This window comes from Thalassotalea fonticola, assembly GCF_032911225.1.
Classification (GTDB): domain Bacteria; phylum Pseudomonadota; class Gammaproteobacteria; order Enterobacterales; family Alteromonadaceae; genus Thalassotalea_A; species Thalassotalea_A fonticola.
In genome coordinates this window covers 1,418,318-1,443,446 of the sequence record NZ_CP136600.1, presented here as the reverse complement: position 1 = coordinate 1,443,446, position 25,129 = coordinate 1,418,318, and the positions used below count along the sequence as shown (strand labels likewise).

Genomic DNA, 25,129 nt, shown 5'->3' with positions numbered 1-25,129 from the left:
TTACCCAAAGGGGGCGATATGAAGCAAGTAAAAGCTATTAATGATGAATCATCTAAATCAAATATTAAGTATTTGACTTATATGATGTTTTTCGTGTTTGCAATGACATCCGATGCTGTTGGCGTCATTATTCCTGAGTTAATAACCACCTATGACTTAAATTTAACCCAAGCGAGTGCCTTTCATTATGTACCGATGATATTTATTGCACTTAGTGGCTTGTTTTTAGGGTACCTGGCAGATAAATGGGGCAGAAAAACCACCATCATAATTGGTTTATTTATTTTTTCATTCGCGTGTTTTTTATTTTTAATTGGCAGTTCATTTGCCTATTTTTTGCTTTTATTAGCATTTATCGGCGCCGCTGTTGGCTTGTTCAAAACGGGTGCATTAGCACTTATAGGCGACATCTCCCAGTCTAACAAAGAGCATACTGGCACCATGAATATGGTAGAAGGATTCTTTGGGGTAGGGGCGATGGTTGGGCCTGCGATAGTGAGTTATTTGCTGATAACCGGGGTATCGTGGAAGTATTTATATTTTTGTGCCGGACTATTATGCATGCTTTTGTGCATTGCTGCGGCGAAAACCAAATACCCGGTAACTCATAAAAGCCAGCATGCGGAACATATAAATTTAAGAAGTTCATTAAAAATAATGGCTGACCCGTACGCCATGGGGTTTTCTGTTGCAATCGCATTATACGTGGCAACCGAGGTTGCTATTTATGTATGGATGCCAACGTTATTAATGGATTATGAAGGCTCCTTAGTATGGCTTGCCACCTATGCATTATCGGTTTTCTTTGCCTTACGTGCAGGCGGGCGCTTTTTAGGTGTGTGGATGTTAGAGCGCTTTAAATGGCAACAGGTGATGTTTTATTTTTCTGCTGCGGTATTCCTCTGTTATCTAGGAACCGCATTATATGGGGTAAATGCGGCGGTAGTGCTGTTGCCACTTTCAGGTTTATTTATGTCGATGATTTATCCAACCTTAAATTCGAAAGGGATCAGTTGTTTTCCGAAAGAAAAGCATGGAGCTATCGCGGGCGTGATCCTGTTTTTTACTGCCTGCTCAGCGGCAATCTCACCATTACTCATGGGGCTAGTAAGTGATTTATTTGGTCATGTAGCCTTTGGATTTTACCTGGCAACTGTTTTTGCTGCGGTATTAACTTTGGTCGCAGCTTATAATCTACTAAAAGACCCAACTCAAATAAAAACCTTTAACTAAAAATCATCAATTAAATCATCTTGTTTACAACAAAATAGAGCAATTTTTAAGATCAATAAAAATAAAAAACTTGCTTTTTGTTAATTTTTTGTTAATTATTAACTTAATCGATTAAGTTGATTGTTTGTCATTATTAAAAAATGATGATTTGAAATATACTATAAATAACAATGGGGCGAAAAATGAAAGATGTTAACTTTAAAAAGTTTTTACTAAGCGCATTATCTTTGGCGGTGTGTACAAATTTGTACGCAGCAGAAGCCGATCAAAATCAAACCGATGCCGAGAATGACAAAGGTATCGACTTTGAACGGATTATTGTTACCGGTGTAGCCAAAGGAACTACGGTTATGGCGTCGAGTGTATCGGTAAGCAGTTTAACTGCGGATCAAGTTGAAGTGACTACCCCTAGAAGTACGGCAGAGGCTTTTAGATCAATCCCTGGCATACGTTCAGAGTCTTCAGGGGGAGAAGGGAATGCAAATATTGCTGTACGTGGCTTGCCTGTTGCGGCTGGTGGCGCTAAATTCTTACAGCTTCAAGAAGATGGCTTACCAATTTTACAATTCGGAGATATCGCTTTTGGCAATGCGGATATCTTTCTTCGATTAGACAGCACTATGGCATCCATTGAATCTATTCGAGGTGGGTCAGCATCTACATTAGCCACTAATGCGCCAGGTGGGATAATTAATATTATCAGTAAAACAGGCGAATCTGATTCTGGCAGTATCTCAACAACTATCGGCCTCGATTATGACACTACCCGCACAGACTTTGAATTTGGCGGTGAAATAAGTGACAGTATGTACTTTCATCTCGGAGGATTTATTCGTCAGGGTGAAGGCCCTAGAGAATCTGGCTATACAGGTAATAAAGGTGGCCAAATAAAAGCCAATTTAACCAAAGAGTTTGATGATGGTTATGTTCGAGTTTATTACAAGCACCTAGACGATAAAACTATAGGCTATTTACCTATGCCGATGAAATCAAACGGTGATTCGTTATCAGGCTTTGATGCGATAGCCGATACCACCCATTCAGCAAATTTTACTTCGCTATTAACTACTGATGGTGATGGCAATTTACGTCGTTCAGATATGCGTGATGGCATGCACCCAACAGTTGATTCTATTGGTTTTGAAGCCGTTTTTGATTTAGGTAATAATTGGTCTATTGAAAACCGCTTCAGAACATCAAGCACCAAAGGAAGTTTTACTTCTCCTTTCCCAGCTGAAGTTGGCGATAGCCAAAGTATTGCTGACAGCATCGCCGGAACAGATGCAACTCTAACTTACGCAAATGGGGCACAAAGCGGGGCTGCGTATACGGCTGAAAATTTAATGCGTGTTCATACTTTTGATGTAGAAATGAGTAATTTAGATTTCAGCGTTAATGATCTGAAAATCACTAAATCATTTGATAATACCAATATCACCTTCGGGTACTACAAATCATACCAAAATATTGAACAATCATGGTTGTGGAATTCATACCTATTAGAGGTTCAAGGTGACAATGCTGCGCTCGTTAACGTTGCTGCCGCCGATGGTAGTAGTTTTTCTGAAAACGGATTGTATGCCTACGGTGTGCCATATTGGGGTAATTGTTGTACCCGAAACTATGATTTGGAATATGATGTTACAGCGCCATATATCGCAATTACATCAAACTTTGGCGACTTAGTGTTTGATGCCAGTGTTCGATACGATAGTGGCGAGGCAACGGGTACTTATGCCGGCGCAGTTCAATCTCAAATTGATATGAATCGAGATGGCAATATTTCACCCGCAGAGATGAGTGTATCTTCGGTTAACAATGCGAATCCTTCGATAGTCGATTACGATTGGGACTACACCTCGTATTCTGTTGGTGCGAACTACATGTTGAATAACGATTTAGCCCTTTTCGGTCGCGTCAGCCATGGTGGCACAGCAAATGCTGATAGATTAGCCTTTGGTAAAATTGCTAGCGATGGTTCTGTTGCTGATGAAGATGCTGTAGATGAAGTTGATCAATATGAAGTAGGCGTTAAATACCGCAGGGAAAACTTATCAGTATTTGCTACCGGTTTCTTTGCTGAAACTGAAGAGCAAAACTTTGAAGCAACAAGTCAGAAATTTTTTGACCGTGTCTATGAAGCTAAAGGAATAGAGCTAGAGAGTTCGTTTTACTACGGCGATTTTGATATTCGCGGAAACCTTACCTGGACTGATGCTGAAATCACCAAAGATGGTGTTAACCCAGGTTCAGTGGGCAATACCCCAAGAAGACAAGCCGATTTAGTTTATTCATTAATTACTCGTTATAACTTTGAGCAAGGTTCGATAGGCTTAAGCTTTATTGGTACAACCGAGGCTTATGCACAAGATGGCGGTGATCAAGGTGCCACTGATGCTCTTGAATTTGAAGGCTATACTCAAGTAAATGCTTTTGCCCAATATTACTTATCCGATACATTCAGCGTTGCTTTAAATATCAATAATGTATTTGATGAAGTTGGTATTACTGAGGCTGAAGAAGGCAGTATTCCAGCCAATGACATTATCAGAGCAAGAACCATTAATGGTAGAACCAGCAGTGTGACTCTTAAATATGAGTTTTAAATAACATTTTTATCAATAACAAGCCCATGGTCATGGGCTTTTTTTATAAGGGGCCTTATGTTTTCATTAATGAGCTATGGCGAAGTCGTTGTTGATTTCTTGCCAAATAATACTGACTTGTCTAGCTACAGTCCCATGGCAGGAGGGGCTCCAGCCAATGTTGCCGTTGCCTATGCCAGGCTGGGGGGCGAAAGTTATTTTTCAGGTGGCATAAGTACAGACAACTTCGGCAAATTTCTTCGACATTCATTAGAAGAGGAAGGGGTTAAACTTGATTATGTGCAGAATATTGAATCAGCGAACACCGCATTGGTGTTAGTTTCATTGGATAGCGAAGGTGAGCGTTCTTTTACTTTTTACCGAAATGATACGGCTGATACCAAGTATGCAACAACACAAATTGACAGCATCAACTGGCAAGATATTGACATATTTCATTTTTGTTCAAATACATTAACCAGTGATGAAATGCATGAAAATACTATTTTTGCTGTTGAAAATGCCCGAGAGCAAAACAGCATCATCAGTTTTGATGTAAATTTAAGGCCGCAGTTGTGGGCAGACCTTGAACAATTACCATCGAGAGTAGAGCATTTAATTAACCACAGTGACTTAATTAAATTGAGTAAAGAAGAGGCTGTCTATTTAGCTGAGCAATATAAGTTAACTTATCAGCAATATATAGAACGCCTGTTATCGTTAAAGGTAAAGCTTATTATTGTCACCAACGGCGCAGATAAAGTTCATCTGGTCTCTCAAACATTTTCAAGTTATGTCGAGGTGCCCGTGATCAAGGCGGTTGATACCACTGCGGCTGGCGATAGCTTTCTTGCCGGTTTTATTTATTCGTTGACCCAACAAAGCGAATTCAACTCTTTACAAGCTACCTTATTTGATCTTGATAAAATAATCAGCGCCACGTTATTCGCCGCGAAATGTGGGGCACATACATGTCAACAAAAAGGCGCATTTTCAGCATTGCCTAGATTAGATGAGGTCTAGTTCATACGATGTTAACTGTTTAAAATTTTTGTACTTATAACTCCAGGAAAACCATGCAATTTCGACAAAACCTTAAAAGTTGGCAAGAATTATTGATTCATGCCAAAGATATGAAAAAACAGAATATTAAAGATTTATTTTCAGAAAATACTGAGCGGTTCAATGATTTTTCATTAAAAGTACCGGCATTTTTATTCGATTATTCAAAAAATCTAATCACCGAAAGGACGATGAAAGGTCTTTTTACGCTTGCTCGTGATTGCCAGTTGGAACAATGGCGTGAAAAAATGTTCAATGGCGAGCGCATTAATACCACCGAAGATCGAAGTGTACTGCATGTTGCCCTTCGTGACCGCTCGACCAAACCGTTTATATTGGACGGTGAAAATTTGACTGATAAAGTTAATCAAGCTCTTATCCAAATTAAAGCATTTACTGAAAAAGTGCGTATGGGGCAATGGTTAGGCTATTCTGGTAAGCGTATTAAAGATGTTGTAAATATCGGCGTTGGAGGCTCAAATCTAGGGCCGCAGATGGTTACCGAAGCATTAAAACAATACAGTGATAATAGTGTTAACGTTCATTATGTATCTAATGTTGACGGTAACCAAATTGCCGATGTATTACGTCCTTTAGATCCTGAACGAACATTGTTTATTATTTCGAGTAAAACCTTTACCACTACAGAAACTATGACTAATGCCAATACTGCTATGAATTGGCTAGTTTCTGCTGCATTTGATCAAACGGCGGTAAGCAAACATTTTGTTGCTGTTTCTGCTAATAAAGAGAATGCCGGTAATTTTGGTATTGATAATGAAAACATCTTCGACATCTGGGATTGGGTTGGAGGACGCTTTTCTTTATGGTCGGCGATTGGATTACCGATTGCATTAGATTTAGGGTTTGATAAATTTATTGAGCTACTCGAAGGTGCTCACGAAATTGATCTACACTTTAAAAATGCACCTTTAGAAGAAAATGCACCGGTTATAATGGCACTGCTTAGCTTATGGAATTGCACATTTTTAGGTTCGCAATCGCAAGCTATTTTACCTTACGATCAACCGTTGCATAAATTAACCGCATATTTACAACAAGCAGAAATGGAAAGTAATGGTAAATCAGTAAATTGGTATGGTGAAGAAGTTGGGTATTCTACGGTCCCATCTATTTGGGGTGAAATAGGTATAAATGGTCAACATGCTTTCTATCAATATTTACATCAAAGCAATAACGTGGTTCCAGCAGATTTTATCGGTTCGGTTAAATCCATAACATCAGTGCAAGGCCATCATGACACTTTAATGGCTAATTTTTTTGCTCAAATGGAAGCGTTAATGAGTGGTGTAAATGAACAACAGGTTCGTGAAGATTTAAAAGCCAAGGGCAGGACACAAGAATACATAGATAAAGTTGCACCGCATAAGGTACATAAAGGTAATCGACCAACTAATGCTATTTTATTAGATCAAATTTCTGCCAAATCATTAGGTAGCTTAATAGCACTTTATGAGCATAAAATATTTAGCCAGGGTATTTTATTGCAAATATGTTCTTTCGATCAATGGGGCGTTGAACTAGGGAAAGGCTTAGCAATTAACATTCTTGATGCCTTAAAAACTAATACTGAGCTAGACAACAGAGACAGCTCAACAACTGGTTTAATAAATTATTACAAATGTAAAGGTAGATAAAAGAAAGTTTTAGATCTAGTTTAAGTTTAATCCGCTTGGTATAAAAGGCGCGAAAGCGCCTTTGGTTTCAATTTTCTGGAAAATACTAGAGAAACCTGAAATCATCATTACTTAATATACTTAACTTTAAACAAAGTTAAAGCCGACCCGTTGCTTTCAAGCGTTTTTCAACTCTTGCATGATACCATCTAGCCAAATAAGGGCGGATAAATGTTAATGATATTAACCAAGCGACGGATTTAAGTAACCAAACCCGATTCATTAATATAATATAGGCATCAAGTTCAGATAAGATTTTGCCATTGGCAAGTTGCACATGAAGCTCTGTAAGAGCTTTGAGAGGATCTATCCCCAAGCTTTTTAGGTAGTCATCTTGCCCGGTAATGTCTAGCCATTTTACTTGTTTGCCACCTTGACCAGCAAGACGTTCATAAAATCGCCTATCTGTTACACATTCAGGGCAGTCGGCATCATAAAATACCGTGATAAACTGTTTATCATTTTTCATATCATCAACAACGGCCACATTCATTTTAAGAGTATAAACATCATATCAAACAAGTATGTTAATGTTTAAAAAATAAAGAGTGCTATATTCTACCAGCGGGCGAAATGATCTTCGCTTAATCCTAATATATTGTTAATAATGGTTTCATTGCCTGCGCTGTCACGAACTAAACCGTTATAGTGGCCAATGTACTGACGAAAGTTACTTTTCAATAACCAAAGATTAAGTCGTTCTTCACGGCTGTTTATCGGGGTAAATGTTAAATCTACCTGAGCAGGCTGACCATTTATAGGAGTACTCGTAATGTGCCAAGGTTGAGTGTTTAGTTTGCTATTACGTTGGCGCGTAAATTTAAACTGAACAATGGGTAAGTAATGACGTTGTCCATCAAGCCAAAATACATTTTCACTACTGCCAGTTTCATTAACGCCAGCCGCCAAATTAAGACCGAAAACGCTGTTGCCAATATGGCTATTAATACTTGCCCAACGCCAACTGGTTTCCCTGCGCATAAAGCCTGCTGAAAAGTCATAACCGGCCAACGCTTGGCTTAAGTCTTGTGCTTGTTGATTAATGCTAAGCTGACCATCTACGGTTAAAGTATTGTGTTTTTGGGTGTAAGTCCAGCCGCTGTAACTTGTTGGACTGCACATAGCTAATGGCAGACTGTTAGCAGCAGACGTAAAGAATAGATTGGCTGAAATAGTATCGGTATTAATCCGTAACTGCCAACGGCCTTGTGCAATGGTAATTGCTATATGATTTGCTGCAGAGCCTATTGATGCTTGCCCGTTGCTAGGTGATTCGCTGGTTTTATAACCTATGCCTGGTGGCCTTAACCAGCTTTGTTCAACCATAGTGTTATTTGCGCGATCAAAAACATAGACAAAGCCGCTACCCAGATAACGGATATCGGCAATGGCGGCACCAATAATAAATTTTCCGGTATTAATACTGACAAATTGAAATTGTTTATAGCTTAAATACTTACTGAGTTTGCTTGCCGGTTTATCCATACTGTTGAAATAACAGAATTGCTCAACGGCTAAATGTTCAACTGGCGCATCAAACTGACCAAACAAAGGCGATCCTGAGCTATTCATTAAGCAATTTGGTTGGCGATTATTGCTGGCGTCCATGCGTATTGTCTCTAGTGGTTAATGCATTGCTCACTTTACCTTGGAAAAACAGTAATTGAAAGCTGGTAAATTTCAGTTTATATACCAGTAAATTAGTACTGGAAATAGCGGTTGAAAAATAAATGTTTACTTTTTATACATATGCCGATAAAGTAGCGCCGTTAACTATTCCCATCTTGTTTATTTAACCAATTATCTATTGCGATAATTATTGTTATGCCTTTCCCTTTCACAGTCAGTCATCACGCAAAACATAAAGCTTAATCGTTGTCTGAGTTATCGATCGAAAATATAAATCGATACAAACTGTTGGTTATACATTTTTAAAGTTATAACCGTCGTTTTTTATAGCAAATTATTGCTATAACAATTACTACCAAGTTCAAACGACAAAAAGCTTTTCTATTCATGCGCAGATATACCTTCAGGTATTGCGCAAATTAAAAGAGTTTTATTATGTCATATACATATAATGGTACGGTTTATTCAATTAAATCACCGATACAATCAATCTCTGTCAATAAACACAATATTGTGGTGACAGATAAAAATAGTTCACAGTTATTGAAATTTAATAACTTGAACGATAAAAAATGTTTTTTAGCTTGGGTTGCTAATACTTAATAGAGAAAACATTAAGGCAAAAAAAAGCGCCAATTTACATTGGCGCTTATATTTATCAGACAGAGATTAATTAGTCTGCAATTAACTCTTGATATTCTTCGTTGCTTTCAAGATCTTCTTCAACTTCAAGATCAATTTGCTCTTCGTTAAGTTGCGTCATTGCGACAACTTCTAAATTTTGCTCTTCGTTCATTTCTAAACGCATTGCTTCTAAATCATTTTCAACACTAATTGCGGCGATTCTAATTTGTTGTGCTTGTGTGTGAGTAACAGCACGGTCTTCATTAGCAGCAGCATTAAAAGCAAAAAATGGTAATAAAGCAGCAGTTGCAATAGCGATAATAGTATTTGTGTTCTTTTTCATGACTTAAGCCTCGTAATTAATATGGTGTTATTAGACCAGTGCAACATTAATTTAACAAGTAATGGATTGTTTACTAATGTAATAGTTTGTAATGCAAAGACTAATATAGCTTTAGGTTTACGTAGCTCCCTTTGAAAGCCTGCACTTTGAATGATAAAGGGTATATAATCGCATTAGAAAATATAATGAATAAAAAGATTATTTAATTTATGTCGACTCGACTTCCGCCACTAAACGCACTTAAAGCATTTGAAGCATCTGCTCGGCTGTTAAGCTTTACTAAAGCGTCTGCTGAATTATTTGTAACTCAAGCGGCAATTTCGCATCAAATAAAATCGCTAGAGTCTCATCTTGGTTTAAAACTGTTTATGCGTAAAAACAGAGCCTTGTTGCTCACCGAGGAGGGTCAATCTTACTTTTTAGATATAAAAGATATTTTTGTCTCCTTACACGAAGCCACACAAAAATTATTAGCTAAAAGTGAGAAGGGTGCGATAACCGTATCTATCCAACCAAGCTTGGCAATTCAATGGTTAGTGCCCCGTTTAACTGACTTTAATAAACATCATCCTGATATTGATGTTCGAATCAAAGCGGTTGATAACGATGATGATACGCTTACCAGTAATGTTGATATTGCATTTTATTATGGCCGTGGACCATGGCCGAATGTGGTTGCGGATAAAATATTAACTGAATATTTAACGCCAGTGTGTTCACCAGGTTTGTTGACTAGTGCAAAGCCGATCATTAAGGCATCGGATTTAAATGATCATACTTTATTGCACGATTCATCGAGAAAAGATTGGAAGCGCTGGTTTAAAAGTATTAATACTCAAACCAGTAATCTTAATCAAGGACCAATATTTAGTCACTCTGCATTAGTGATGCAAGCGGCAATTCATGGCCAAGGTGTGGCTTTGGTAAATAATATATTGGCAAAACCGGATATTGAAGCAGGCCGTTTAGTTGCCCCATTTGCACAGGTATTAGTGAACCAAGATGCCTTTTATATCGTCTGTAGAGATGAGCAACTTGATACTGGCAGAATAAGTCAATTTCGCCAATGGGTACTAAACACCATTGCTGATGAAGAAGATGCTATAGACAACGGAGAATTAAACTAATGGCAGTAGTAGATGACTTGTCAATTCAAATGAATACAGCAGACGATGCTATAGCAACGTTAATTTTTGCTCACGGCGCCGGAGCTAATATGGATAGTGATTTTATGACTGAATTTACTCAGTTGTTAAATGAGCGACATATAAATGTGATCCGTTTTAATTTTCCATATATGCAACAACGGCTAGTTGATGGTAAACGCCGTCCGCCAGGAAAAATGGATATTTTAAAAGAAAGTTACATTAACCGTATTAAACAATACGCTGTACAATTACCGTTATTTATTGGCGGTAAATCTATGGGGTCAAGAGTTGCCGCCATGGTGGCTAATGAAGATAAAGTAAAAGGCATAGTATGTATTGGTTATCCATTTCATCCACAGAAAAAACCTGAAAAGTTAAGGTTAGAACCACTCCAGCAAGCTAATAAACAAGTACTTATTGTACAAGGTGACAGAGATGCATTAGGCAACCAAGATGAAATAAGTGATTATGCATTGCCAACTAATATACATGTTCATTATGTTGCAGACGGCGATCATGATTTAAAACCTAGGGTAAAGTCTGGTTTTACCCACTTACAGCATAAAATTAGCGCAGCTAATTTAATAAAAACCTTTATAAAGGAACAAAGTTAAATGTTAATGCGTATTTTATCTACATTTTCTGGCATAATAGCCGCCGCTTGCGTTTTGCTGTCTGCATGGTTGTCTCATGCCGGAGATAAGCTATCCTTACAGCAGGTAAGTAATTTAGAAACCGCATTACTTTTTGCATTTATTCACAGCATTGCAATTTTTATTGCTGTGCTTTTATTTAATCAAACTCAGCATAAATTCTGCCAATATGCAGCAAGTTTGTTTGGCTTTGGTTTATTAAGCTTTTGTGGCTTAATTATATTTAAAACATTTTTACCTATAGGAATGCTCTCCAAACTGACCCCAATGGGCGGGATAGCATTTGCTTTAGGTTGGATAGTTCTTGGTTTAGCTGGAGCAAAGGCAAGAACTAACATAATAGGAAATAAAGATTAATGACCGCGATAGTCCTTTATTGTCGACCAGGTTTTGAAAAAGAATGTGGCGCTGAAATTCAAGAAAAAGCTGCATGGAATGAAGTTTATGGTTACATCAAAGTATGTAAGAACCAAGGCTTGGTTTATTTTCATGTTCATGAAAGTGCAGATGCTGACAAGTTAATTCAAAAGCTGCCATTAGCTCGATTAATTTTTGCCCGCCAGTGGTTTGTAACCTTAGGTGACGAAGTTGAACTGCCCGCATTTAATCGGGTTGAGGCAATAAGTGAAGTGTTAGGTAAAGATTTTCATTATGAAGAAATTCGTATGGAAACACCTGATACCAATGATGGTAAAGAGTTGTCTAAATTCATTCGAAAATTATCGGTACCGCTTAGACAAAGTTTACGCAAATCCGGTGTACTGGCTGCTAAAGAGCAGGGTAATGACTCACGCGGCGCAACAATTTTACATGCATTATTCATGTCTGGTCAACAAGTGCAGTTAGGGTATTCTTATGTATCAAACTCTTCAGAGCATGTGATGGGTATACATAGACTAAAATTTCCCGGTGCATCGCCAAGTCGCTCTACATTAAAACTTGATGAAGCATTTTTATACTTTATTCCAAAAGAAGAACATGAAGAACGTCTGGCGGGTGGTTTAAATGCTGTTGATTTAGGCTCGGCTCCGGGGGGCTGGACTTATCAATTGGTTCGTCGCGGCATGATGGTTAAAGCTGTTGATAACGGGCCTATGGATGATGCCTTGATGCAAACTGGGCAAGTTAAGCATTATCAGCAAGATGGCTTTAAATGGCGCCCGCGCAAAAAGAATAATTACTGGTTAGTGTGCGACATGATTGAAAACCCAACCAAAGTTGCCAAATTAATGGCTGATTGGGTAGTAGAGGGGGATTGTAAAGAAGCTATGTTTAATTTAAAGCTGCCGCCAACAGCCGGGCGTTATCAGCTAGTAATGAAAAACTTGCAGATCATAAAGGACACGTTATCTGAAAATAGCATTTGGTATGAAATGTATGCCAAGCATTTATATTACGATCGTGAAGAAGTAACCGTGCATTTACGTGTGTTAGGTAATAAGTAGTTCAAGAAACGAGATTACAAGAAACGAGAAACGAAGAACGTTGGTCTAGTATTGTCATTAGACATGATTTAAAACAATATTAGCTTTTCGTTTCTAGAAGTGAATTAAACGCTCTCGTTTCTCGATAAAACAAAGGAGCCTTCGGCTCCTTTGTTTTATAACCGCTCTAACAACGCTTCGGTAAAGTCTGTGGTTCCATGCTCGCCACCTAAATCACGAGTTGTTCTATCCCCAGACTCTATCACATCAGTAATTGCATTGCGGATTAATGCCGCTTTATCGTTCTTCCCCATGTATTCAAGCATTTGAATAGCCGCTAAAATCACAGATGTTGGGTTGGCTAAATTTTTACCTGCAATATCAGGTGCACTGCCATGAACAGCTTCAAAAATAGCACAGTCTTGGCCAATGTTAGCACCAGGGGCCATGCCTAAACCGCCAACTAAACCCGCACACAAATCAGACAAAATATCACCGAACAGGTTAGTTGTTACTATTACGTCAAATTGCTCGGGATTCATTACTAATTGCATACAGCAGTTATCAACAATCATTTCTGTTGACTCAATTTCAGGGTATCGGCTAGCTACTTCACGAGCGACTTTTAAAAATAAACCTGACGTAGATTTCAATATGTTGGCTTTATGCACCGCAGTAACTTTTTTACGGCCTTCTTTTATTGCCGTTTGGTAAGCAAATTCAACGATTCGTTCAGCACCTTCACGAGTAACCAAACTCAATGCTTCAGCTGTTTCACCATCGGCAGATACTGTTTGGCCAAGGCCAGAATACATACCTTCAGTGTTTTCTCGAATAGTTAAAATGTCAATATTCTCATAACGTGCACGAGTACCTTTGAAAGAAATCACCGGACGCAAATTAGCGTATAATTTGAATTTTTTACGAAGGGTAACGTTGATTGAAGTAAAACCTTCACCTACAGGTGTGGTAAGAGGGCCTTTAAGGCTGATCTTATTTTTTTCAATAAGGTTTAACGTTTTTTGTGGAACCAGTTCGCCGTGCTTTTCATAAGCGGCTAAACCTGCATCCGCATACTCGTAATTAAAGTTACAACCAGCTTTATCTAATACTTTAATACAAGCATCGATAATACTTGGGCCAATGCCATCGCCAGGAATAACGGTAATAGTTTGCTGAGTCATAGAGTTTACCTATTAAAAAATGTGCTAAAAATAACGTTTGTAATAAACTGCGAGCATAAAAAAACGCCAGTGAGGTGTGGCGTTTTTATATCATGGCTATGCTTTCATAGCCAGTTACTTTACTTACATGTGTCGATGTTTTGACCGATAATAGCTATAATTAGACTAAAGTATAGGGTGTTTTCGACGAAGTTTTAAGTTTATGCTACTTTATTCAAACGCTGCAAGGAGGTTACTCAATCGCTTTTAGCTCTTTATAATCTGAATATGCGCTTGCACCGATGCCAACTAATACATCATCTTTAAATAATAACGGCGTGCATTCATCTTGAGTTGTTATGCCATCAGAATGCTTATGTTGAGTTCGAAAAAACATAACTTGATAATTACCGGTGGAAACTTTTTTAGCTTCAGTTAAATCTGGGCTACCTATATCAAGAATGATTTTATCTAGGTTGGCACTATCCAGTTTTAATTTAGCTATGTACTGGCGGTTGAAGCCCTCGCGCTCATCCCATTCCATTTTTACCGGAGTATCTTTATAAAAATACATTACCGCCGCAGCAAAAATAGCGTAAATAATAACTGCGATAGCAATACGAGAAGCAACTTTGGTGTTCATAACAGTCCTTGAAACGTCGAGGTTCTATTTTAAAAATGATAAAAATTTATTATAAAGTATCTATAAGATACATGGTTAAAAAATTGTAACAAATTTTTTAATTTACTGAATCATTATGTAAGCGAATATCTTTAAGGTTAAATCCTAAAGGAATATCTTTTTTCAAATTAAGCAGTTGTTGACTTAGTTCAAATTGTAACTCCGTATCAGCAAACTTTTTGGCAATTGATTTTTTCAAGTCTGTAGCCGCAAGTATTGCTTTTAAAGAGCCGTAAGTATTTAATAACTGAGACGCGATAACTTGCCCAATGCCGGCAACACCAGGGATCTTATTGGTGGTATCACCCGTTAATGTCCAGAAATCGATAAGCTGCGTTGTTTTTACATTGAACTTTTGTTGCACATATTCATCATCAAAATAACGTTTTTTGAAATAATCATACACTTGTACGTGATGGCCAAGTAGGGGTAAAAAACCTTTGTCAGTAGATATGATGGTGGTATTTTGGCCTTTAAGCGCCATTTTTACCGCTAAAGTTGCAATTAAGTCATCGGCTTCATCTTGCTCTGATTCTAATGAATCAACGCCTAATGCTAGAAAACTGTCTTGCATTGCAGACAAACTATCTTTTAAGTGCTCAGGCATTTTCTTGCGACCTTTTTTATATTCGGGAAATACCTTATAACGCCAACATAAGCCTTGGCAGTCAAATACCGCTAGAGCATGGCTAGGCTCGTGCTCTTGAATGATTTTTTGCAGGGCTTTAGTCGCCGCCGTCTTGGTATTATGAATAATTTGTTGTTTGGTTTTATCAGATAAATCGCCATTTAACGGGTACAACCGTTCTTGAGCCGCATATATTCTGCGGATCAAGTTCATGGCATCAATAAGAACTAAGTGAGCTTGCATCGTTTATATTTATTATTTTACTTGCATCGTTTATATGAATCACTCTGAAACGATTTTATAACAAGGCGTATATTCGCCCTGTAATTTCATCCGTCCCTGCTTAACAAAAGATGATAACAGGTTATCCATGTGAGTCATAATTTCTTTGTCACCAGATATTTCATATGGGCCATTTTTACGGATGTTTTTAACCCATTCAGGTTTTACATTGCCAGCGACAATTCCGGAAAATATTTTTCGTAAATTGGCTGCAAGTTCATTTACAGGTAAATCATTATGTAGGCTTATTTGAGCCATATTTTCATGATTGGGCTCGAACGGTTGTTGAAATTGAGCCTCTATTTCTAAAGTCCAATTATAGTGATAGGCGTCGCCAACCGCTTTACGATAGCTTATTACTGAACTTATTTGCTCTTTTAAATACTTAGCCACTTCTTCGCTATCATCAATAATAATGGTATAAAGTTGCTGTGCATCAGCGCCTAAAATTTCACCAATGAAAGTATCTAACGCATTAAAGTATTGTTCTGCGTCTTTTGGACCGGTGAGGACTATAGGCAATTTTTGCAGTTTATTTTCTGGGTGTAGTAAAATTCCCAATACAAACAGCAACTCTTCTGCGGTTCCTGCCCCTCCAGGAAAAATAATTAAGCCATGGCTTAAGCGTACGAAAGCTTCTAGGCGTTTTTCAATATCTGGCATGATCACCAATTCATTTACTATGGTATTTGGCGGCTCTGCAGCAATAATACTTGGCTCAGTTAACCCTATATAACGGCCAATGCCGCTACGCTGTTTAGCATGACCAAAGGTTGCTCCTTTCATCGGGCCTTTCATTGCTCCAGGACCACAACCTGTGCATATATTTATATTACGCAAGCCAAGTTGATAGCCAGTATTTTTGGTGTATTTATATTCTTCATGCTTTATCGAGTGCCCGCCCCAGCAGGTTATAACACCTGGCTCGCTATCAAGTTTGATCGCCCCGGCATTCCGAAAAATGTCAAAAACAATGTGCGTTATCAGATCTGAAGACCGGGGTGGTGGGGTAGCTAAATATCGTGTTGAAATAAATAAAATATCACGTAAAACAGCCGATAACTGTTCTTGAATACCTTTGATTATTTTACCATCGACAAAGGCGTGATCAGGGGGATTAATTAATCGTAATTTCACCCCTCGTTCGCGTTTTAATACCTGTATATTAAAGTCTTTGTATGTTTCATAAATTGCTTCGGCATCATCAGTCGTACTTCCAACGTTTAATACCGCAAGGGAGCAATTACGGTAAAGTTGATAAAGTTCGCTATTAGCGGAGTGCTGGAGTTGATCGACCTCAAGAGGGGAAAGTAGGCACATATTGCCTACAGGATTTAATTCAATTTGCATAAGCTACCTCAAAATTACATCAGATAATTAAAATTTTTATTAAGGAAAATAATAACTTAGCCCAGGAGTTTGATGTCTATAGTTTGATTGTAGTCTATAAATAAGCAGATAAAAAGGTGAATAAGGAGAAACGAAGAACCAGAGACAATAAACGAGAAACGAACAGCGGGTTTGTTTTTCGAAGTTATATAAACGAAAAATGAGCTTATATAACTGTTCTCGTTTCTAATATTATTGTCTTAATGTTCTATTTGCCGGTGCAGATATATCTTCGCTGCTTCTAAATGGGTTTATGTCGAGCCCACCTCGGCGCGTATAACGAGCAAATACCGTGAGCGATTCAGGTTGACAAAACTCCATAATATCTGTGTAGATACGCTCCACACACTGTTCATGAAATTCATTATGTTGGCGAAATGAAATTAAATATTTCAATAAAAGTGAATGATTAATTTGTTTACCGGTATAAGTAATATAAACGCTACCCCAGTCAGGTTGATTGGTTATTAAGCAATTAGATTTTAATAAGTGACTGACAAGGTATTCGCTAACGTTATTATCTGAAGTCATTGCTGCAGCTTGAGCTAAAATATTACGATCAAAGTCATAGCTATCAATGCTAATGTCGATGTCATCTATTTTTAACGCATCTATATTACTAATGGCTAGAGCAGGGCAATTATCAACAGCAAACAATGCAACTTTTACTGGGGCTTTAGCCGTTGTAGTTAAATCATTTATAAGCGTATTTTCAACATCTTGCCATGAACCAAAGTGAGTTTGGTTAAAACTGTTCAAATACAACTTGAACGATTTTGATTCTACTAGATTTTCACTGGTGCAAGGTATGCGAAATTCGGCCACTGCAACTACTGGCTTACCATTTGGCTGTAACCAGGAAAGCTCATAACCATACCAAACATCCTCCCCATAAAAGGGTAAAGAGCATTGCAGGTTTAAATCATCCCTATTTAACGATCTCGGCACGCCTTGTAATAGTTCTGGCGCATAATTACTTTTGTATTCAGTACTTTTTCCAAGTAATAAAGACTTTAATTCGGTTGCGTTGTCGTAGTGAGTCATAATCTCTTTTTGCTTACTTTCAAAGGTACAACATAATATACTGTGCTGTAACAGCATTATTTTATGTGTAAGTATTAATTAAATTTAAGGCATATTTTACCTGATGAATACCACAGCGCAAAGCATTGACTTAGCTATTAGTCAGTTAACTGAACAATACAAGCAACATTGCATTAATCAAACCGGTAAATTACCGAGAGTTGAGCATGATGATAGTTGGCCATCTCCTTGTGAAACCGGAGCTATTGATGCGAATGGTTTTATTGATTGGCAGCCGGTAAAAATAGATGAATCTTTAGATTTTAAAAATGTTGAACAAGCTCTTGGCTTTAGTATTCACCAAGATGTTCATACTTACTTTAGTCAAATGTATTCTGAGGCAATCCCAGCAAGCTGTAGTGAAGGCAATTTAGAATTATTATTTGCCTGGAATAAAGATGACTATGAGCGTTTACAGCAAAATATTATTGGTCATGTTTTGATGAAACAAAAGTTAAAGCAAGAAGTTACTATATTTTTTGCGGTAACTGATGAAGATGACATCAATTTAGTGATTAAAAACAATAATGGCGAAGTTTGGGTAGAGCCAGTGGGCTGTGAGCCAAGTAAGTTTATTGCTCCAAGCTTAACTGAGTTCATCAATAGTCTGAAATTTCACAGCTAAGCTATAATCGCCAATTATATTTGCTCCCTAACTGAGCTTAGTTAATTTAGCTTTAAGCTCTTCTATTTCAACTTGTAGAGGAGCTATTGCCTGTTTAATTAATCCCACCACTTCTGCCTCGGTAAGAGAGCGTTTATTGTCTGTTTTTTGCCTTTTTACTTCAGGTTTACTCGTTTCGGCAATTTTGGGGTTGTTCTGCCAAGCCTGTAGTCCTTTAATTACTCTGGCTAGAGGTAGGCTTTGAGTTAGTCTTGCTTTTATTAAAGCAACGGTTGGGGTTTTATCTTCAGCGGCAAGTTGTGCGGCTATTTGGTAAATTTCGTGATCTGAGCTCATTTTTTGTACATATATTGTTAAATTACATAAATAGTAGCGAAATTAGCTAATCAAGTCATCACCTAAATATGAGTAATAAATAAAACTTCCTATAAAACAATGGCTTATAAAGTTGGCAATGTATTTGCTTTACTAACTTTAACAAGTAACCAAATTAACGAACACTTTTAATATACTAATAAATTTCAACACTTAGGAAGAAAATGTCATGAAAAAATCTTTAGCTACATTATTGCTTATTGCTCCACTCACTTTAGGTTTAACCGGTTGTATCATTGTTGCTGATGGCAATGGTGAACATGGTAGCTTTGTCACTGATCATCAAGATAGAGAGTATGAAAACCGTAAAAAAATTGCTCGCTTAGAAAGTGGCATGGCTTATTTAGCCGCGCAAGATTATTTAGGGGTTCCTGATTTTAATGAAAGTTATGATAAAGGTGGTGAAACAATTCAAGTGTTATTTTATCGTACTAATAGAGTTCACTCTGACAGTATGACTACCAAGGATGAATGTACACCACTTATCTTTAAAGCTGGAAAGTTAACTAGCTGGGGTGAAAGCGCCTATAAAGAGCTTTAATAAATCATTTAATAGCAATTAAATGAGTACTTATTGGCGATTATTGATTTCTCCCTTCAATATTCGCCAATTCTTTATTTAGCGCAGTAAAGCATTTAACACATCAACAATCTCGCTCCAGTCAGAATCTAGTCGAATCGAATCAGCTAAAAAGCTCGCCTGTGATTGATTCCAAAAATTTGCATCAGCTAACCTAGTATTAGCATCTAGCCCTTTATTCGTACTAATAAAATTATTAATACCTTGTTCTGTTGAATCTAAGCCAAGTTGGGCAAACAGCCCCTCTAAGTTATGTAATGACAAGTCCATATGTAAGCCTCTTTAAATTATATAGTCTTTTGAGTATAGCTTTATTATTTGTTTGTAAAACAAAACAGAATAAAAAACCAACAACTTTAATTGACTTAAATTCAAATTAATTGATATGGTGGTTTCCCAACGAAAAAAAGTACCTAAAATAAACCTCAAAATAGTGGTAAAGGTGCGTTAATAATAACAACAAATACGTTGGCAAAATTGAAACACAAAAGTTAAAAAGGGCGAGTTATGAATGATGTAAAAATTGCTGCTGATGTTGATATCAGAGCAGCTTATTTAACTGCACCAGAGCTGAAGCTTGCAGCCTCACTTATTTATCAGGCTTATCATGATGACCCGGTGTTTATCGATATTTTCTCCGGTGTGGGTGATTATGAGCAAAAACTCAGAGCATCTATTCGTGAAGAGTTAGCCGCATTCTGGCAAGCAAAACAACCAATATTAGGTATTTACCTTGGGGAAGCATTGGTTGGTGTTGCTTGTTTACACAGCCCTGCAAATGGTTTTGGATCTGACCGGTTCTGGCATTGGCGCTTAAAAATGATGCTAAGTGCTGGCTATGTAAGTACCAAGCAAATGATCCAAAAAGAAGAGCAAATAATTGCGGCCGTACCAATGGAATGCTTTCATATACTGTCTTTTATCGCCATACACCCTTTACATCAGCACCATGGTTTCGGTCATTATCTAATGGCTGCGGTTAATGCTGTATTTGAAGATGAGACCGAAAGTGAAGGTGTTGCAATTTATGTTACTTCAGATAAATACAAAGCATTCTTTAAGGAGTGTGACTACGATACCATTAAAGAAATTACCGTGGGTAATGTTACCGGCCCATTAATGGTTCATTATAAAGATTCTTAACAAACCTAAATAAGAACTTATGCAACAAAAACAATTTAATTCGTTTAAGGAATTTTATCCGTTTTATTTAAGTCAACATCAAAATCCTGTCTGTCGTAATTTGCATTACATTGGCAGTGTTTTGGTGCTGATTATGTTGGCTTATGCAATCTTCAATCAACAATACCTACTTCTATGGACTTTACCTATTACTGGTTACGGTTTTGCTTGGGTAGGGCATTTCTTTTATGAAAAAAATAAACCTGCTACTTTCCAATATCCCTGGTATAGCTTTGTTGGCGACTGGGTAATGCTGCTCGATTTTGTACGTGGTAAAAAACACCTGTAAAGTCTTCTTTGTTGGGTTAAGTACCAACCTCCATTTTAAATGATGTAAATTATTTGATCTAAATTAACTTTCTTCTATCTATTTCAACTTAAGTTTGTAATGAATCTTAAAAGGTGTATCCTATATGCATCTTTAATTTTTTGCTCACGGTCGTTAAAAATGCATATTACTCGATATACAGATTATTCGTTGCGAGTGTTAATTTATTTAGCAATTAACTCTAAGCAACTCGCCACAATTAATGACATTGCCAAAAGTTATAATATTTCCAAAAATCACTTAATGAAAATTGTGCAGCAACTAAACCTAAGGGGATATTTGCTGGCTACTCGAGGAAAAAATGGCGGCATTAAGCTTAACCTTGCAGCCAAACAAATAAATATTGGCGCTTTGGTTCGTGAATTTGAACACTCTAACAAGTTAGTCGAGTGTTTTGGAGAAAATAACCAGTGCGTGATCACCTCAACTTGCCAATTGAAACAAATATTTGCACAAGCACAAGAAAGCTTTTATCAAACCTTGGACAAGTTTACTTTAGCAGACTTAGTTGGCGCTGAAAAACAGCCTGAATTAGCAAGCATACTAGCAATAGATGCCGCTTAACAGAGTGCAAGCACAGAACTTATAATAGTTTATCCTTCTTGGAACTGTAAAAATGACAACATTATTAAATATAGATAACTCACCTGGTAAAGCAAAAAAGCAAGCTTTGGCATTTTTCGAACTTGCGTTTCGTCCATTCTTTTTATTAGCTTCACTGTTTAGCATTATAGCTTTACTTGCTTGGAGTGCTATTTTGAATGGCAATCTTAACCTGAACGTCTATGGTGGCTCTTTTTGGTGGCATACGCATGAAATGTTATTTGGTTTTGTGGCGGCTATTATTGTTGGCTTTTTACTAACCGCGGTACAAAATTGGACCGGAGTACAAAGCATTCATGGCAAGAGTTTGGCTTTGTTAGTTTGTTTATGGCTGGTTGGTAGGGCGTTATTTTTATTTCCTGCTGTAGTTCCTGTTTGGCTTATTGCTTTTGTTGATATTATGTTTTTACCAATATCAGCTGTAGCACTTGCAAGACCCATTATTAAAGTAAAGCTTTGGCGTAATTTAATGTTTATTCCAATCCTGTTGGTAATGACATTAGCCAATATTACTATGCATTATTCTGTAATTGAGCCCTCTGTAGAATTAATGACTACTGCCAGTACTACCATGGTATTACTAGTCACGTTAGTAATGTGCATTATGGGCGGGCGAGTATTTCCTATGTTTACCGCAAACGGTACTCAAACTGCACGTGTTAACGCTATTCCACTATTAGAAAAAATAGCCATTATTAGTACTTTGCTGGCACTTATTATTAGCCTGAACTTGATCAAAGTACCGGCTTTAATTAACGCAATAATATTTTTTATCGCAGCTGCTGCGCATGTTGTAAGGGCTTATCGTTGGAAAATATGGGTAACATTAAAAACCCCCTTAGTATGGTCACTACATTTAAGTTATTGGTGCATTGCTTTAGGGTTATTATTATTTGGTTTGGCCGAATTAACGGCTACGGTTACCCATTCACAAGCAGTACATACCCTAACCGTTGGCGCTATGGGTACAATGATCTTATCGATGATTTCTCGAGTATCCTTAGGCCATACCGGCCGAGCAATAATTGCTAGCAAAGTAATGACTGTGGCCTTTATCGCGATTATTTCAGCCGTTATTATCAGGGTCTTCGGTAGCTATTGGTTTAGTAACTACAATTTGGTTATTAACTTCGCTGTTGTACTTTGGACGATTGCATATGGCAGTTTTGTGGTGCTTTATTTTCCAATTTTAACAAAGCCCAATGCACGTAACTAACTAGTTTATCTTCGAATTATTTTATCTTTAGAAAAGGTTAATACGAACAATGAGTTCAATAGAATCAAACAACTCTCTGGCTATATTTCCTCGTTCATGGAGTGAAAAAGAAGCGGGCAGAGTACCAGGCAATATTCCTATTTGGGTTGGCATACTCTCAGAATTAACCGAGTTTGGTATTTTCTTTACCGCCTATTTTATTGCAAAATTTAACTACCCTGAAGTCTTCGCTTCAGGACCATTAAGCTTAAACACGACAATAGGGGTTATTAACACCGTTATTTTGTTGGCCAGTAGTTATTTTATGGCGAAAGCGATGAGTAATATTCGCCGCAACGACTATAAAAAATGTGAACGCTACCTTTGGTATACCTTTATCTGCGCCTGTATGTATCTATCATTTAAAAGCTATGAGTTTTATTGGAACGATTTGCAAGGTTTCAGTACTAAAACCAGTGAATTTTTTACCGTTTATTATTACATGACGTTCAATCACTTTTTACACGTAGGTTGGGCCGCTTGTGCCATTTTGTGGGTGATCTTTAGATTGCGCAGTGGCGCTTATTCTGCAAAAGAGCATTCAGGATTAGAAGCATTGGCCGTTTATTGGCACATGATTGATTTAATGTGGATTTTAATCTTTCCACTGTTATACGTGTTGCGATAGGGAGTTATTTATGAAACGTTTGGGTAAACTTGAATATTACTTTATCGCGTTAATCACGATAACGTTCAGTAATACTCTCTTAGGTGAGGGATTTGATTCAACCGCTTTTATCACCACATTTGTGGCATTAACGGTCATGTATAAAGGGTTAGTGGTTATTGACCACTTTATGGAGTTAAAAGAAGCAAACAAGTTTTTAAGGCTAATGATGCGTACTTACTTTTTCATTTTTCCATCGCTGATTATATTGAGCTCTATGTTTTAAAGTTGTAACTGTATAATTTATGTTGCTGCTTTATTTGAATATAAAGCGGTAATATAATTAATAATATTACTTCTGTTTTTTCCGCTACAGTGTCATTAACTTAAGGATATAGCACGTACATTTGCAACTCGAAATATCGCTAATCATTATGCCAATTCGCATAAGTATATAGTCAACTCAGTGCTTATGCATAATGGTATTATATGTCTGGGGAAAGTGTACCGGGCAAGAAAATACAGCGCGTAGCGACATAGGCGATTAGAATACTGACTAACCCCATAGTAATGAGCGTAAAGGGATAACCCATAAACTCGGTAAGCACGCCGAATAACAAGCCACCCAATGCACCTCCACCAATATTAATGGAACCCCATAAACTCATAACCCGGCCCCTAAAAGCACTTACCACTGATAATTGAATAAGTGACTGAGTTCCTACGCCGCACACGGTGGCACAAAAACTTAATCCTCCCACTATCAGTAAACCTAGTTCAAAACTACGGGTATAACTAAACATTATTAGCAATAAACCGGAAGTAATCACTCCTAAACGTGTGGCCATCAACAGTCGCTCTGAGCTAGAAGATGACAACATTAACCCTGCAATAATAGCTCCGATCCCCGCTGCAGAGTTCAACCAGGCCAAGCCTTCCACCCCTCGCTCGTAGAGCACATCAGCCGCTGCAGGTAATATCTCTAACAAGCCTCGTCCTAAAATGGCAGATACAGTAATAAGTATTAATAAACGCACGATCAGATCAGAATTCAGCGCGTAATTCAGTCCAGCCTTTATGTCCATAAAAAAAGTAAATTGTTGTGTTTTAGCTGCCTTTTGGCAGTTATCAAGTTTTAACAGCAATAAAACGATAATTAACGGTAAATAGCAGGCAGAAACCACCGCCAAAGCAACAGCATTACTTTCATATTTGATCAACAAGCCGGCTATAACCGGCCCAATAAAACGTGAGGTATTATATAAAATTGCATTGATGGCAATGGCTTTTGGCATGTTCGAAACGCTGACCAATTCAGGCACTAAAGACAGTCGAATCGACTGATAGGCACTATTGGCCACGCCTATTCCCGAGGCAAAAATAAGCAGCATTAGCTCATTCACTAACTCTTGCCATACCAATAAGGATAATAGTAGTGATAACAGCGCAAGTATAACACTGGTCACGACAGCAGCCTGGCGACGGTTGATGCGATCTACCATCACGCCAAACAACGGACCTACAAATATAGTTGGAAAGAACATTAAAAAAACCAACATACCTAACCAGGTTTCTGAATGAGTTTGATCCCACATCATCCAGCCCAATGTCATGCGTTGAATCCAAAGACCCTGAGTAGAAAATATACTGCCACACAAATAGGTCAGATAATTACTTTCAGTATAAATAGAGCGCTGCACTGCTTGTTACCACCCACATCAAAATCGATAATCATACATTAAAATTAAACAGGGCAATATCAAATTAATACCGGCCTAAAGGCCGGGTATGCTCTGAACACGGCAGCGATGTTGAAAAGCAACCATCTACAACAAATATATTTATCAAGCCATAAAAAATACTCATTAAAAAGCCCGCCGCGTCGGCTTTACATGGCCGTGTAGTCCCAGTAGCATACCGGCATTGAAAGCAGTTAATAGTCAACTCCT

Annotated in this window: 27 protein-coding genes; 16 read left to right on the top strand and 11 right to left on the bottom strand. The window is 37.7% G+C overall.

The genetic code is table 11. The features are described 5' to 3' along the window. Nucleotides 1-18 precede the first annotated feature (18 nt). The 4 genes from RI844_RS05930 to pgi all read left to right on the top strand — a co-directional run bounded on the left by RI844_RS05930 (nucleotide 19) and on the right by pgi (nucleotide 6,538). Entirely contained in the window at nucleotides 19-1,233 is a 1,215-nt protein-coding gene (locus RI844_RS05930; protein WP_348397523.1) for an MFS transporter, read from the top strand. 182 nt (nucleotides 1,234-1,415) lie between these two features. Continuing rightward, on the top strand, nucleotides 1,416-3,839 hold the full coding sequence (locus RI844_RS05925) for a TonB-dependent receptor (protein ID WP_348397522.1): 2,424 nt from the start codon (nucleotides 1,416-1,418) through the stop codon (nucleotides 3,837-3,839). 57 nt (nucleotides 3,840-3,896) lie between these two features. Then, nucleotides 3,897-4,841: a carbohydrate kinase family protein gene (locus RI844_RS05920; protein WP_348397521.1), complete on the top strand. Its 945-nt coding sequence runs from the start codon at nucleotides 3,897-3,899 to the stop codon at nucleotides 4,839-4,841. A gap of 53 nt (nucleotides 4,842-4,894) precedes the next feature. Further along, nucleotides 4,895-6,538 carry a glucose-6-phosphate isomerase gene (pgi, locus tag RI844_RS05915; RefSeq protein ID WP_348397520.1) on the top strand — a complete coding sequence of 548 codons (1,644 nt, stop codon included), beginning with the start codon at nucleotides 4,895-4,897 and terminating at the stop codon, nucleotides 6,536-6,538. Between the two features lie 136 nt (nucleotides 6,539-6,674). Here the strand turns inward: pgi and RI844_RS05910 are convergent, their stop codons facing one another. The 3 genes from RI844_RS05910 to RI844_RS05900 all read right to left on the bottom strand — a co-directional run bounded on the left by RI844_RS05910 (nucleotide 6,675) and on the right by RI844_RS05900 (nucleotide 9,173). Beyond that, a complete protein-coding gene (locus RI844_RS05910) occupies nucleotides 6,675-7,046 on the bottom strand; it encodes a thiol-disulfide oxidoreductase DCC family protein (RefSeq protein WP_348397519.1) in 372 nt (123 codons plus the stop codon). A gap of 89 nt (nucleotides 7,047-7,135) precedes the next feature. After that, nucleotides 7,136-8,185 (bottom strand): DUF2804 domain-containing protein, encoded by a 1,050-nt coding sequence (locus RI844_RS05905; RefSeq protein ID WP_348397518.1) that lies wholly within the window; start codon nucleotides 8,183-8,185, stop codon nucleotides 7,136-7,138. 694 nt (nucleotides 8,186-8,879) lie between these two features. After that, nucleotides 8,880-9,173, bottom strand: a complete 294-nt coding sequence (locus tag RI844_RS05900) for a hypothetical protein (RefSeq protein WP_348397517.1) — start codon at nucleotides 9,171-9,173, stop codon at nucleotides 8,880-8,882. 209 nt (nucleotides 9,174-9,382) lie between these two features. Between RI844_RS05900 and RI844_RS05895 the strand changes: the two genes are divergently transcribed. The 4 genes from RI844_RS05895 to rlmM are packed head-to-tail and all read left to right on the top strand — an operon-like array spanning nucleotide 9,383 to nucleotide 12,419. Then, entirely contained in the window at nucleotides 9,383-10,300 is a 918-nt protein-coding gene (locus RI844_RS05895; protein WP_348397516.1) for a transcriptional regulator GcvA, read from the top strand. Then, nucleotides 10,300-10,935, top strand: coding sequence for an alpha/beta family hydrolase (locus RI844_RS05890; protein ID WP_348397515.1), 636 nt, complete (start codon nucleotides 10,300-10,302; stop codon nucleotides 10,933-10,935). The genes RI844_RS05895 and RI844_RS05890 overlap by 1 nt, the downstream gene beginning before the upstream one ends. Continuing rightward, on the top strand, nucleotides 10,936-11,331 hold the full coding sequence (locus tag RI844_RS05885; protein WP_348397514.1) for a DUF423 domain-containing protein: 396 nt from the start codon (nucleotides 10,936-10,938) through the stop codon (nucleotides 11,329-11,331). Next, a complete protein-coding gene (gene rlmM / locus RI844_RS05880) occupies nucleotides 11,331-12,419 on the top strand; it encodes a 23S rRNA (cytidine(2498)-2'-O)-methyltransferase RlmM (protein WP_348397513.1) in 1,089 nt (362 codons plus the stop codon). Before RI844_RS05885 ends, rlmM begins: the two co-directional genes overlap by 1 nt. A gap of 155 nt (nucleotides 12,420-12,574) precedes the next feature. On the opposite strand, the gene RI844_RS05875 is transcribed toward rlmM, so the two are convergent. From RI844_RS05875 to queF, 5 genes are all read right to left on the bottom strand, one after another. Then, nucleotides 12,575-13,582 carry an isocitrate dehydrogenase gene (locus tag RI844_RS05875; protein ID WP_348397512.1) on the bottom strand — a complete coding sequence of 336 codons (1,008 nt, stop codon included), beginning with the start codon at nucleotides 13,580-13,582 and terminating at the stop codon, nucleotides 12,575-12,577. A 232-nt stretch (nucleotides 13,583-13,814) separates the two neighbouring features. Further along, the gene (locus RI844_RS05870) at nucleotides 13,815-14,204 is read right to left on the bottom strand and encodes a DUF3192 domain-containing protein (protein WP_348397511.1); all 390 of its coding nucleotides are present in this window, start codon (nucleotides 14,202-14,204) and stop codon (nucleotides 13,815-13,817) included. 97 nt (nucleotides 14,205-14,301) lie between these two features. Next, entirely contained in the window at nucleotides 14,302-15,114 is an 813-nt protein-coding gene (gene xni / locus RI844_RS05865; RefSeq protein WP_348397510.1) for a flap endonuclease Xni, read from the bottom strand. A 39-nt stretch (nucleotides 15,115-15,153) separates the two neighbouring features. Continuing rightward, complete coding sequence (ppnN, locus tag RI844_RS05860; protein ID WP_348397509.1) at nucleotides 15,154-16,503, bottom strand: nucleotide 5'-monophosphate nucleosidase PpnN; 1,350 nt, start codon at nucleotides 16,501-16,503, stop codon at nucleotides 15,154-15,156. 231 nt (nucleotides 16,504-16,734) lie between these two features. After that, entirely contained in the window at nucleotides 16,735-17,586 is an 852-nt protein-coding gene (queF, locus tag RI844_RS05855) for an NADPH-dependent 7-cyano-7-deazaguanine reductase QueF (RefSeq protein ID WP_348397508.1), read from the bottom strand. A gap of 103 nt (nucleotides 17,587-17,689) precedes the next feature. Between queF and syd the strand changes: the two genes are divergently transcribed. Then, entirely contained in the window at nucleotides 17,690-18,250 is a 561-nt protein-coding gene (syd, locus tag RI844_RS05850; RefSeq protein WP_348397507.1) for a SecY-interacting protein, read from the top strand. A 27-nt stretch (nucleotides 18,251-18,277) separates the two neighbouring features. Here syd and RI844_RS05845 read toward each other — a convergent pair whose 3' ends face one another. Beyond that, nucleotides 18,278-18,586 carry a hypothetical protein gene (locus RI844_RS05845; RefSeq protein WP_348397506.1) on the bottom strand — a complete coding sequence of 103 codons (309 nt, stop codon included), beginning with the start codon at nucleotides 18,584-18,586 and terminating at the stop codon, nucleotides 18,278-18,280. Nucleotides 18,587-18,794: 208 nt separating this feature from the next. Between RI844_RS05845 and RI844_RS05840 the strand changes: the two genes are divergently transcribed. After that, a complete protein-coding gene (locus RI844_RS05840; protein WP_348397505.1) occupies nucleotides 18,795-19,166 on the top strand; it encodes a DUF3192 domain-containing protein in 372 nt (123 codons plus the stop codon). Nucleotides 19,167-19,244: 78 nt separating this feature from the next. Here RI844_RS05840 and RI844_RS05835 read toward each other — a convergent pair whose 3' ends face one another. Continuing rightward, nucleotides 19,245-19,475: a DUF2789 family protein gene (locus tag RI844_RS05835; protein ID WP_348397504.1), complete on the bottom strand. Its 231-nt coding sequence runs from the start codon at nucleotides 19,473-19,475 to the stop codon at nucleotides 19,245-19,247. A 237-nt stretch (nucleotides 19,476-19,712) separates the two neighbouring features. Here RI844_RS05835 and RI844_RS05830 point away from each other — a divergent pair, with 237 nt between their 5' ends. The 6 genes from RI844_RS05830 to RI844_RS05805 all read left to right on the top strand — a co-directional run bounded on the left by RI844_RS05830 (nucleotide 19,713) and on the right by RI844_RS05805 (nucleotide 23,466). Beyond that, nucleotides 19,713-20,348, top strand: a complete 636-nt coding sequence (locus tag RI844_RS05830; RefSeq protein ID WP_348397503.1) for a GNAT family N-acetyltransferase — start codon at nucleotides 19,713-19,715, stop codon at nucleotides 20,346-20,348. A gap of 19 nt (nucleotides 20,349-20,367) precedes the next feature. Beyond that, the gene (locus RI844_RS05825; RefSeq protein WP_348397502.1) at nucleotides 20,368-20,676 is read left to right on the top strand and encodes a DUF962 domain-containing protein; all 309 of its coding nucleotides are present in this window, start codon (nucleotides 20,368-20,370) and stop codon (nucleotides 20,674-20,676) included. A gap of 159 nt (nucleotides 20,677-20,835) precedes the next feature. Then, a complete protein-coding gene (locus RI844_RS05820; RefSeq protein WP_348397501.1) occupies nucleotides 20,836-21,279 on the top strand; it encodes an RrF2 family transcriptional regulator in 444 nt (147 codons plus the stop codon). Between the two features lie 52 nt (nucleotides 21,280-21,331). Next, nucleotides 21,332-22,534 (top strand): NnrS family protein, encoded by a 1,203-nt coding sequence (locus RI844_RS05815; protein ID WP_348397500.1) that lies wholly within the window; start codon nucleotides 21,332-21,334, stop codon nucleotides 22,532-22,534. Between the two features lie 49 nt (nucleotides 22,535-22,583). Continuing rightward, nucleotides 22,584-23,201 (top strand): cytochrome c oxidase subunit 3 family protein, encoded by a 618-nt coding sequence (locus RI844_RS05810; RefSeq protein ID WP_348397499.1) that lies wholly within the window; start codon nucleotides 22,584-22,586, stop codon nucleotides 23,199-23,201. A 10-nt stretch (nucleotides 23,202-23,211) separates the two neighbouring features. After that, nucleotides 23,212-23,466, top strand: a complete 255-nt coding sequence (locus RI844_RS05805; RefSeq protein ID WP_348397498.1) for a cytochrome C oxidase subunit IV family protein — start codon at nucleotides 23,212-23,214, stop codon at nucleotides 23,464-23,466. A gap of 199 nt (nucleotides 23,467-23,665) precedes the next feature. Here RI844_RS05805 and RI844_RS05800 read toward each other — a convergent pair whose 3' ends face one another. Beyond that, nucleotides 23,666-24,880 carry an MFS transporter gene (locus RI844_RS05800; protein WP_348397497.1) on the bottom strand — a complete coding sequence of 405 codons (1,215 nt, stop codon included), beginning with the start codon at nucleotides 24,878-24,880 and terminating at the stop codon, nucleotides 23,666-23,668. Nucleotides 24,881-25,129: the final 249 nt, after the last annotated feature.

What these genes read in the sequence shown, in the direction of transcription:
- RI844_RS05930 (WP_348397523.1), top strand. Translation starts at nt 19, where the DNA reads ATGAAGCAAGTAAAAGCTATTAATGATGAATCATCTAAATCAAATATT.
- RI844_RS05925 (WP_348397522.1), top strand. Translation starts at nt 1,416, where the DNA reads ATGAAAGATGTTAACTTTAAAAAGTTTTTACTAAGCGCATTATCTTTG.
- RI844_RS05920 (WP_348397521.1), top strand. Translation starts at nt 3,897, where the DNA reads ATGTTTTCATTAATGAGCTATGGCGAAGTCGTTGTTGATTTCTTGCCA.
- pgi (WP_348397520.1), top strand. Translation starts at nt 4,895, where the DNA reads ATGCAATTTCGACAAAACCTTAAAAGTTGGCAAGAATTATTGATTCAT.
- RI844_RS05910 (WP_348397519.1), bottom strand. Translation starts at nt 7,046, where the DNA reads ATGAAAAATGATAAACAGTTTATCACGGTATTTTATGATGCCGACTGC.
- RI844_RS05905 (WP_348397518.1), bottom strand. Translation starts at nt 8,185, where the DNA reads ATGGACGCCAGCAATAATCGCCAACCAAATTGCTTAATGAATAGCTCA.
- RI844_RS05900 (WP_348397517.1), bottom strand. Translation starts at nt 9,173, where the DNA reads ATGAAAAAGAACACAAATACTATTATCGCTATTGCAACTGCTGCTTTA.
- RI844_RS05895 (WP_348397516.1), top strand. Translation starts at nt 9,383, where the DNA reads ATGTCGACTCGACTTCCGCCACTAAACGCACTTAAAGCATTTGAAGCA.
- RI844_RS05890 (WP_348397515.1), top strand. Translation starts at nt 10,300, where the DNA reads ATGGCAGTAGTAGATGACTTGTCAATTCAAATGAATACAGCAGACGAT.
- RI844_RS05885 (WP_348397514.1), top strand. Translation starts at nt 10,936, where the DNA reads ATGTTAATGCGTATTTTATCTACATTTTCTGGCATAATAGCCGCCGCT.
- rlmM (WP_348397513.1), top strand. Translation starts at nt 11,331, where the DNA reads ATGACCGCGATAGTCCTTTATTGTCGACCAGGTTTTGAAAAAGAATGT.
- RI844_RS05875 (WP_348397512.1), bottom strand. Translation starts at nt 13,582, where the DNA reads ATGACTCAGCAAACTATTACCGTTATTCCTGGCGATGGCATTGGCCCA.
- RI844_RS05870 (WP_348397511.1), bottom strand. Translation starts at nt 14,204, where the DNA reads ATGAACACCAAAGTTGCTTCTCGTATTGCTATCGCAGTTATTATTTAC.
- xni (WP_348397510.1), bottom strand. Translation starts at nt 15,114, where the DNA reads ATGCAAGCTCACTTAGTTCTTATTGATGCCATGAACTTGATCCGCAGA.
- ppnN (WP_348397509.1), bottom strand. Translation starts at nt 16,503, where the DNA reads ATGCAAATTGAATTAAATCCTGTAGGCAATATGTGCCTACTTTCCCCT.
- queF (WP_348397508.1), bottom strand. Translation starts at nt 17,586, where the DNA reads ATGACTCACTACGACAACGCAACCGAATTAAAGTCTTTATTACTTGGA.
- syd (WP_348397507.1), top strand. Translation starts at nt 17,690, where the DNA reads ATGAATACCACAGCGCAAAGCATTGACTTAGCTATTAGTCAGTTAACT.
- RI844_RS05845 (WP_348397506.1), bottom strand. Translation starts at nt 18,586, where the DNA reads ATGAGCTCAGATCACGAAATTTACCAAATAGCCGCACAACTTGCCGCT.
- RI844_RS05840 (WP_348397505.1), top strand. Translation starts at nt 18,795, where the DNA reads ATGAAAAAATCTTTAGCTACATTATTGCTTATTGCTCCACTCACTTTA.
- RI844_RS05835 (WP_348397504.1), bottom strand. Translation starts at nt 19,475, where the DNA reads ATGGACTTGTCATTACATAACTTAGAGGGGCTGTTTGCCCAACTTGGC.
- RI844_RS05830 (WP_348397503.1), top strand. Translation starts at nt 19,713, where the DNA reads ATGAATGATGTAAAAATTGCTGCTGATGTTGATATCAGAGCAGCTTAT.
- RI844_RS05825 (WP_348397502.1), top strand. Translation starts at nt 20,368, where the DNA reads ATGCAACAAAAACAATTTAATTCGTTTAAGGAATTTTATCCGTTTTAT.
- RI844_RS05820 (WP_348397501.1), top strand. Translation starts at nt 20,836, where the DNA reads ATGCATATTACTCGATATACAGATTATTCGTTGCGAGTGTTAATTTAT.
- RI844_RS05815 (WP_348397500.1), top strand. Translation starts at nt 21,332, where the DNA reads ATGACAACATTATTAAATATAGATAACTCACCTGGTAAAGCAAAAAAG.
- RI844_RS05810 (WP_348397499.1), top strand. Translation starts at nt 22,584, where the DNA reads ATGAGTTCAATAGAATCAAACAACTCTCTGGCTATATTTCCTCGTTCA.
- RI844_RS05805 (WP_348397498.1), top strand. Translation starts at nt 23,212, where the DNA reads ATGAAACGTTTGGGTAAACTTGAATATTACTTTATCGCGTTAATCACG.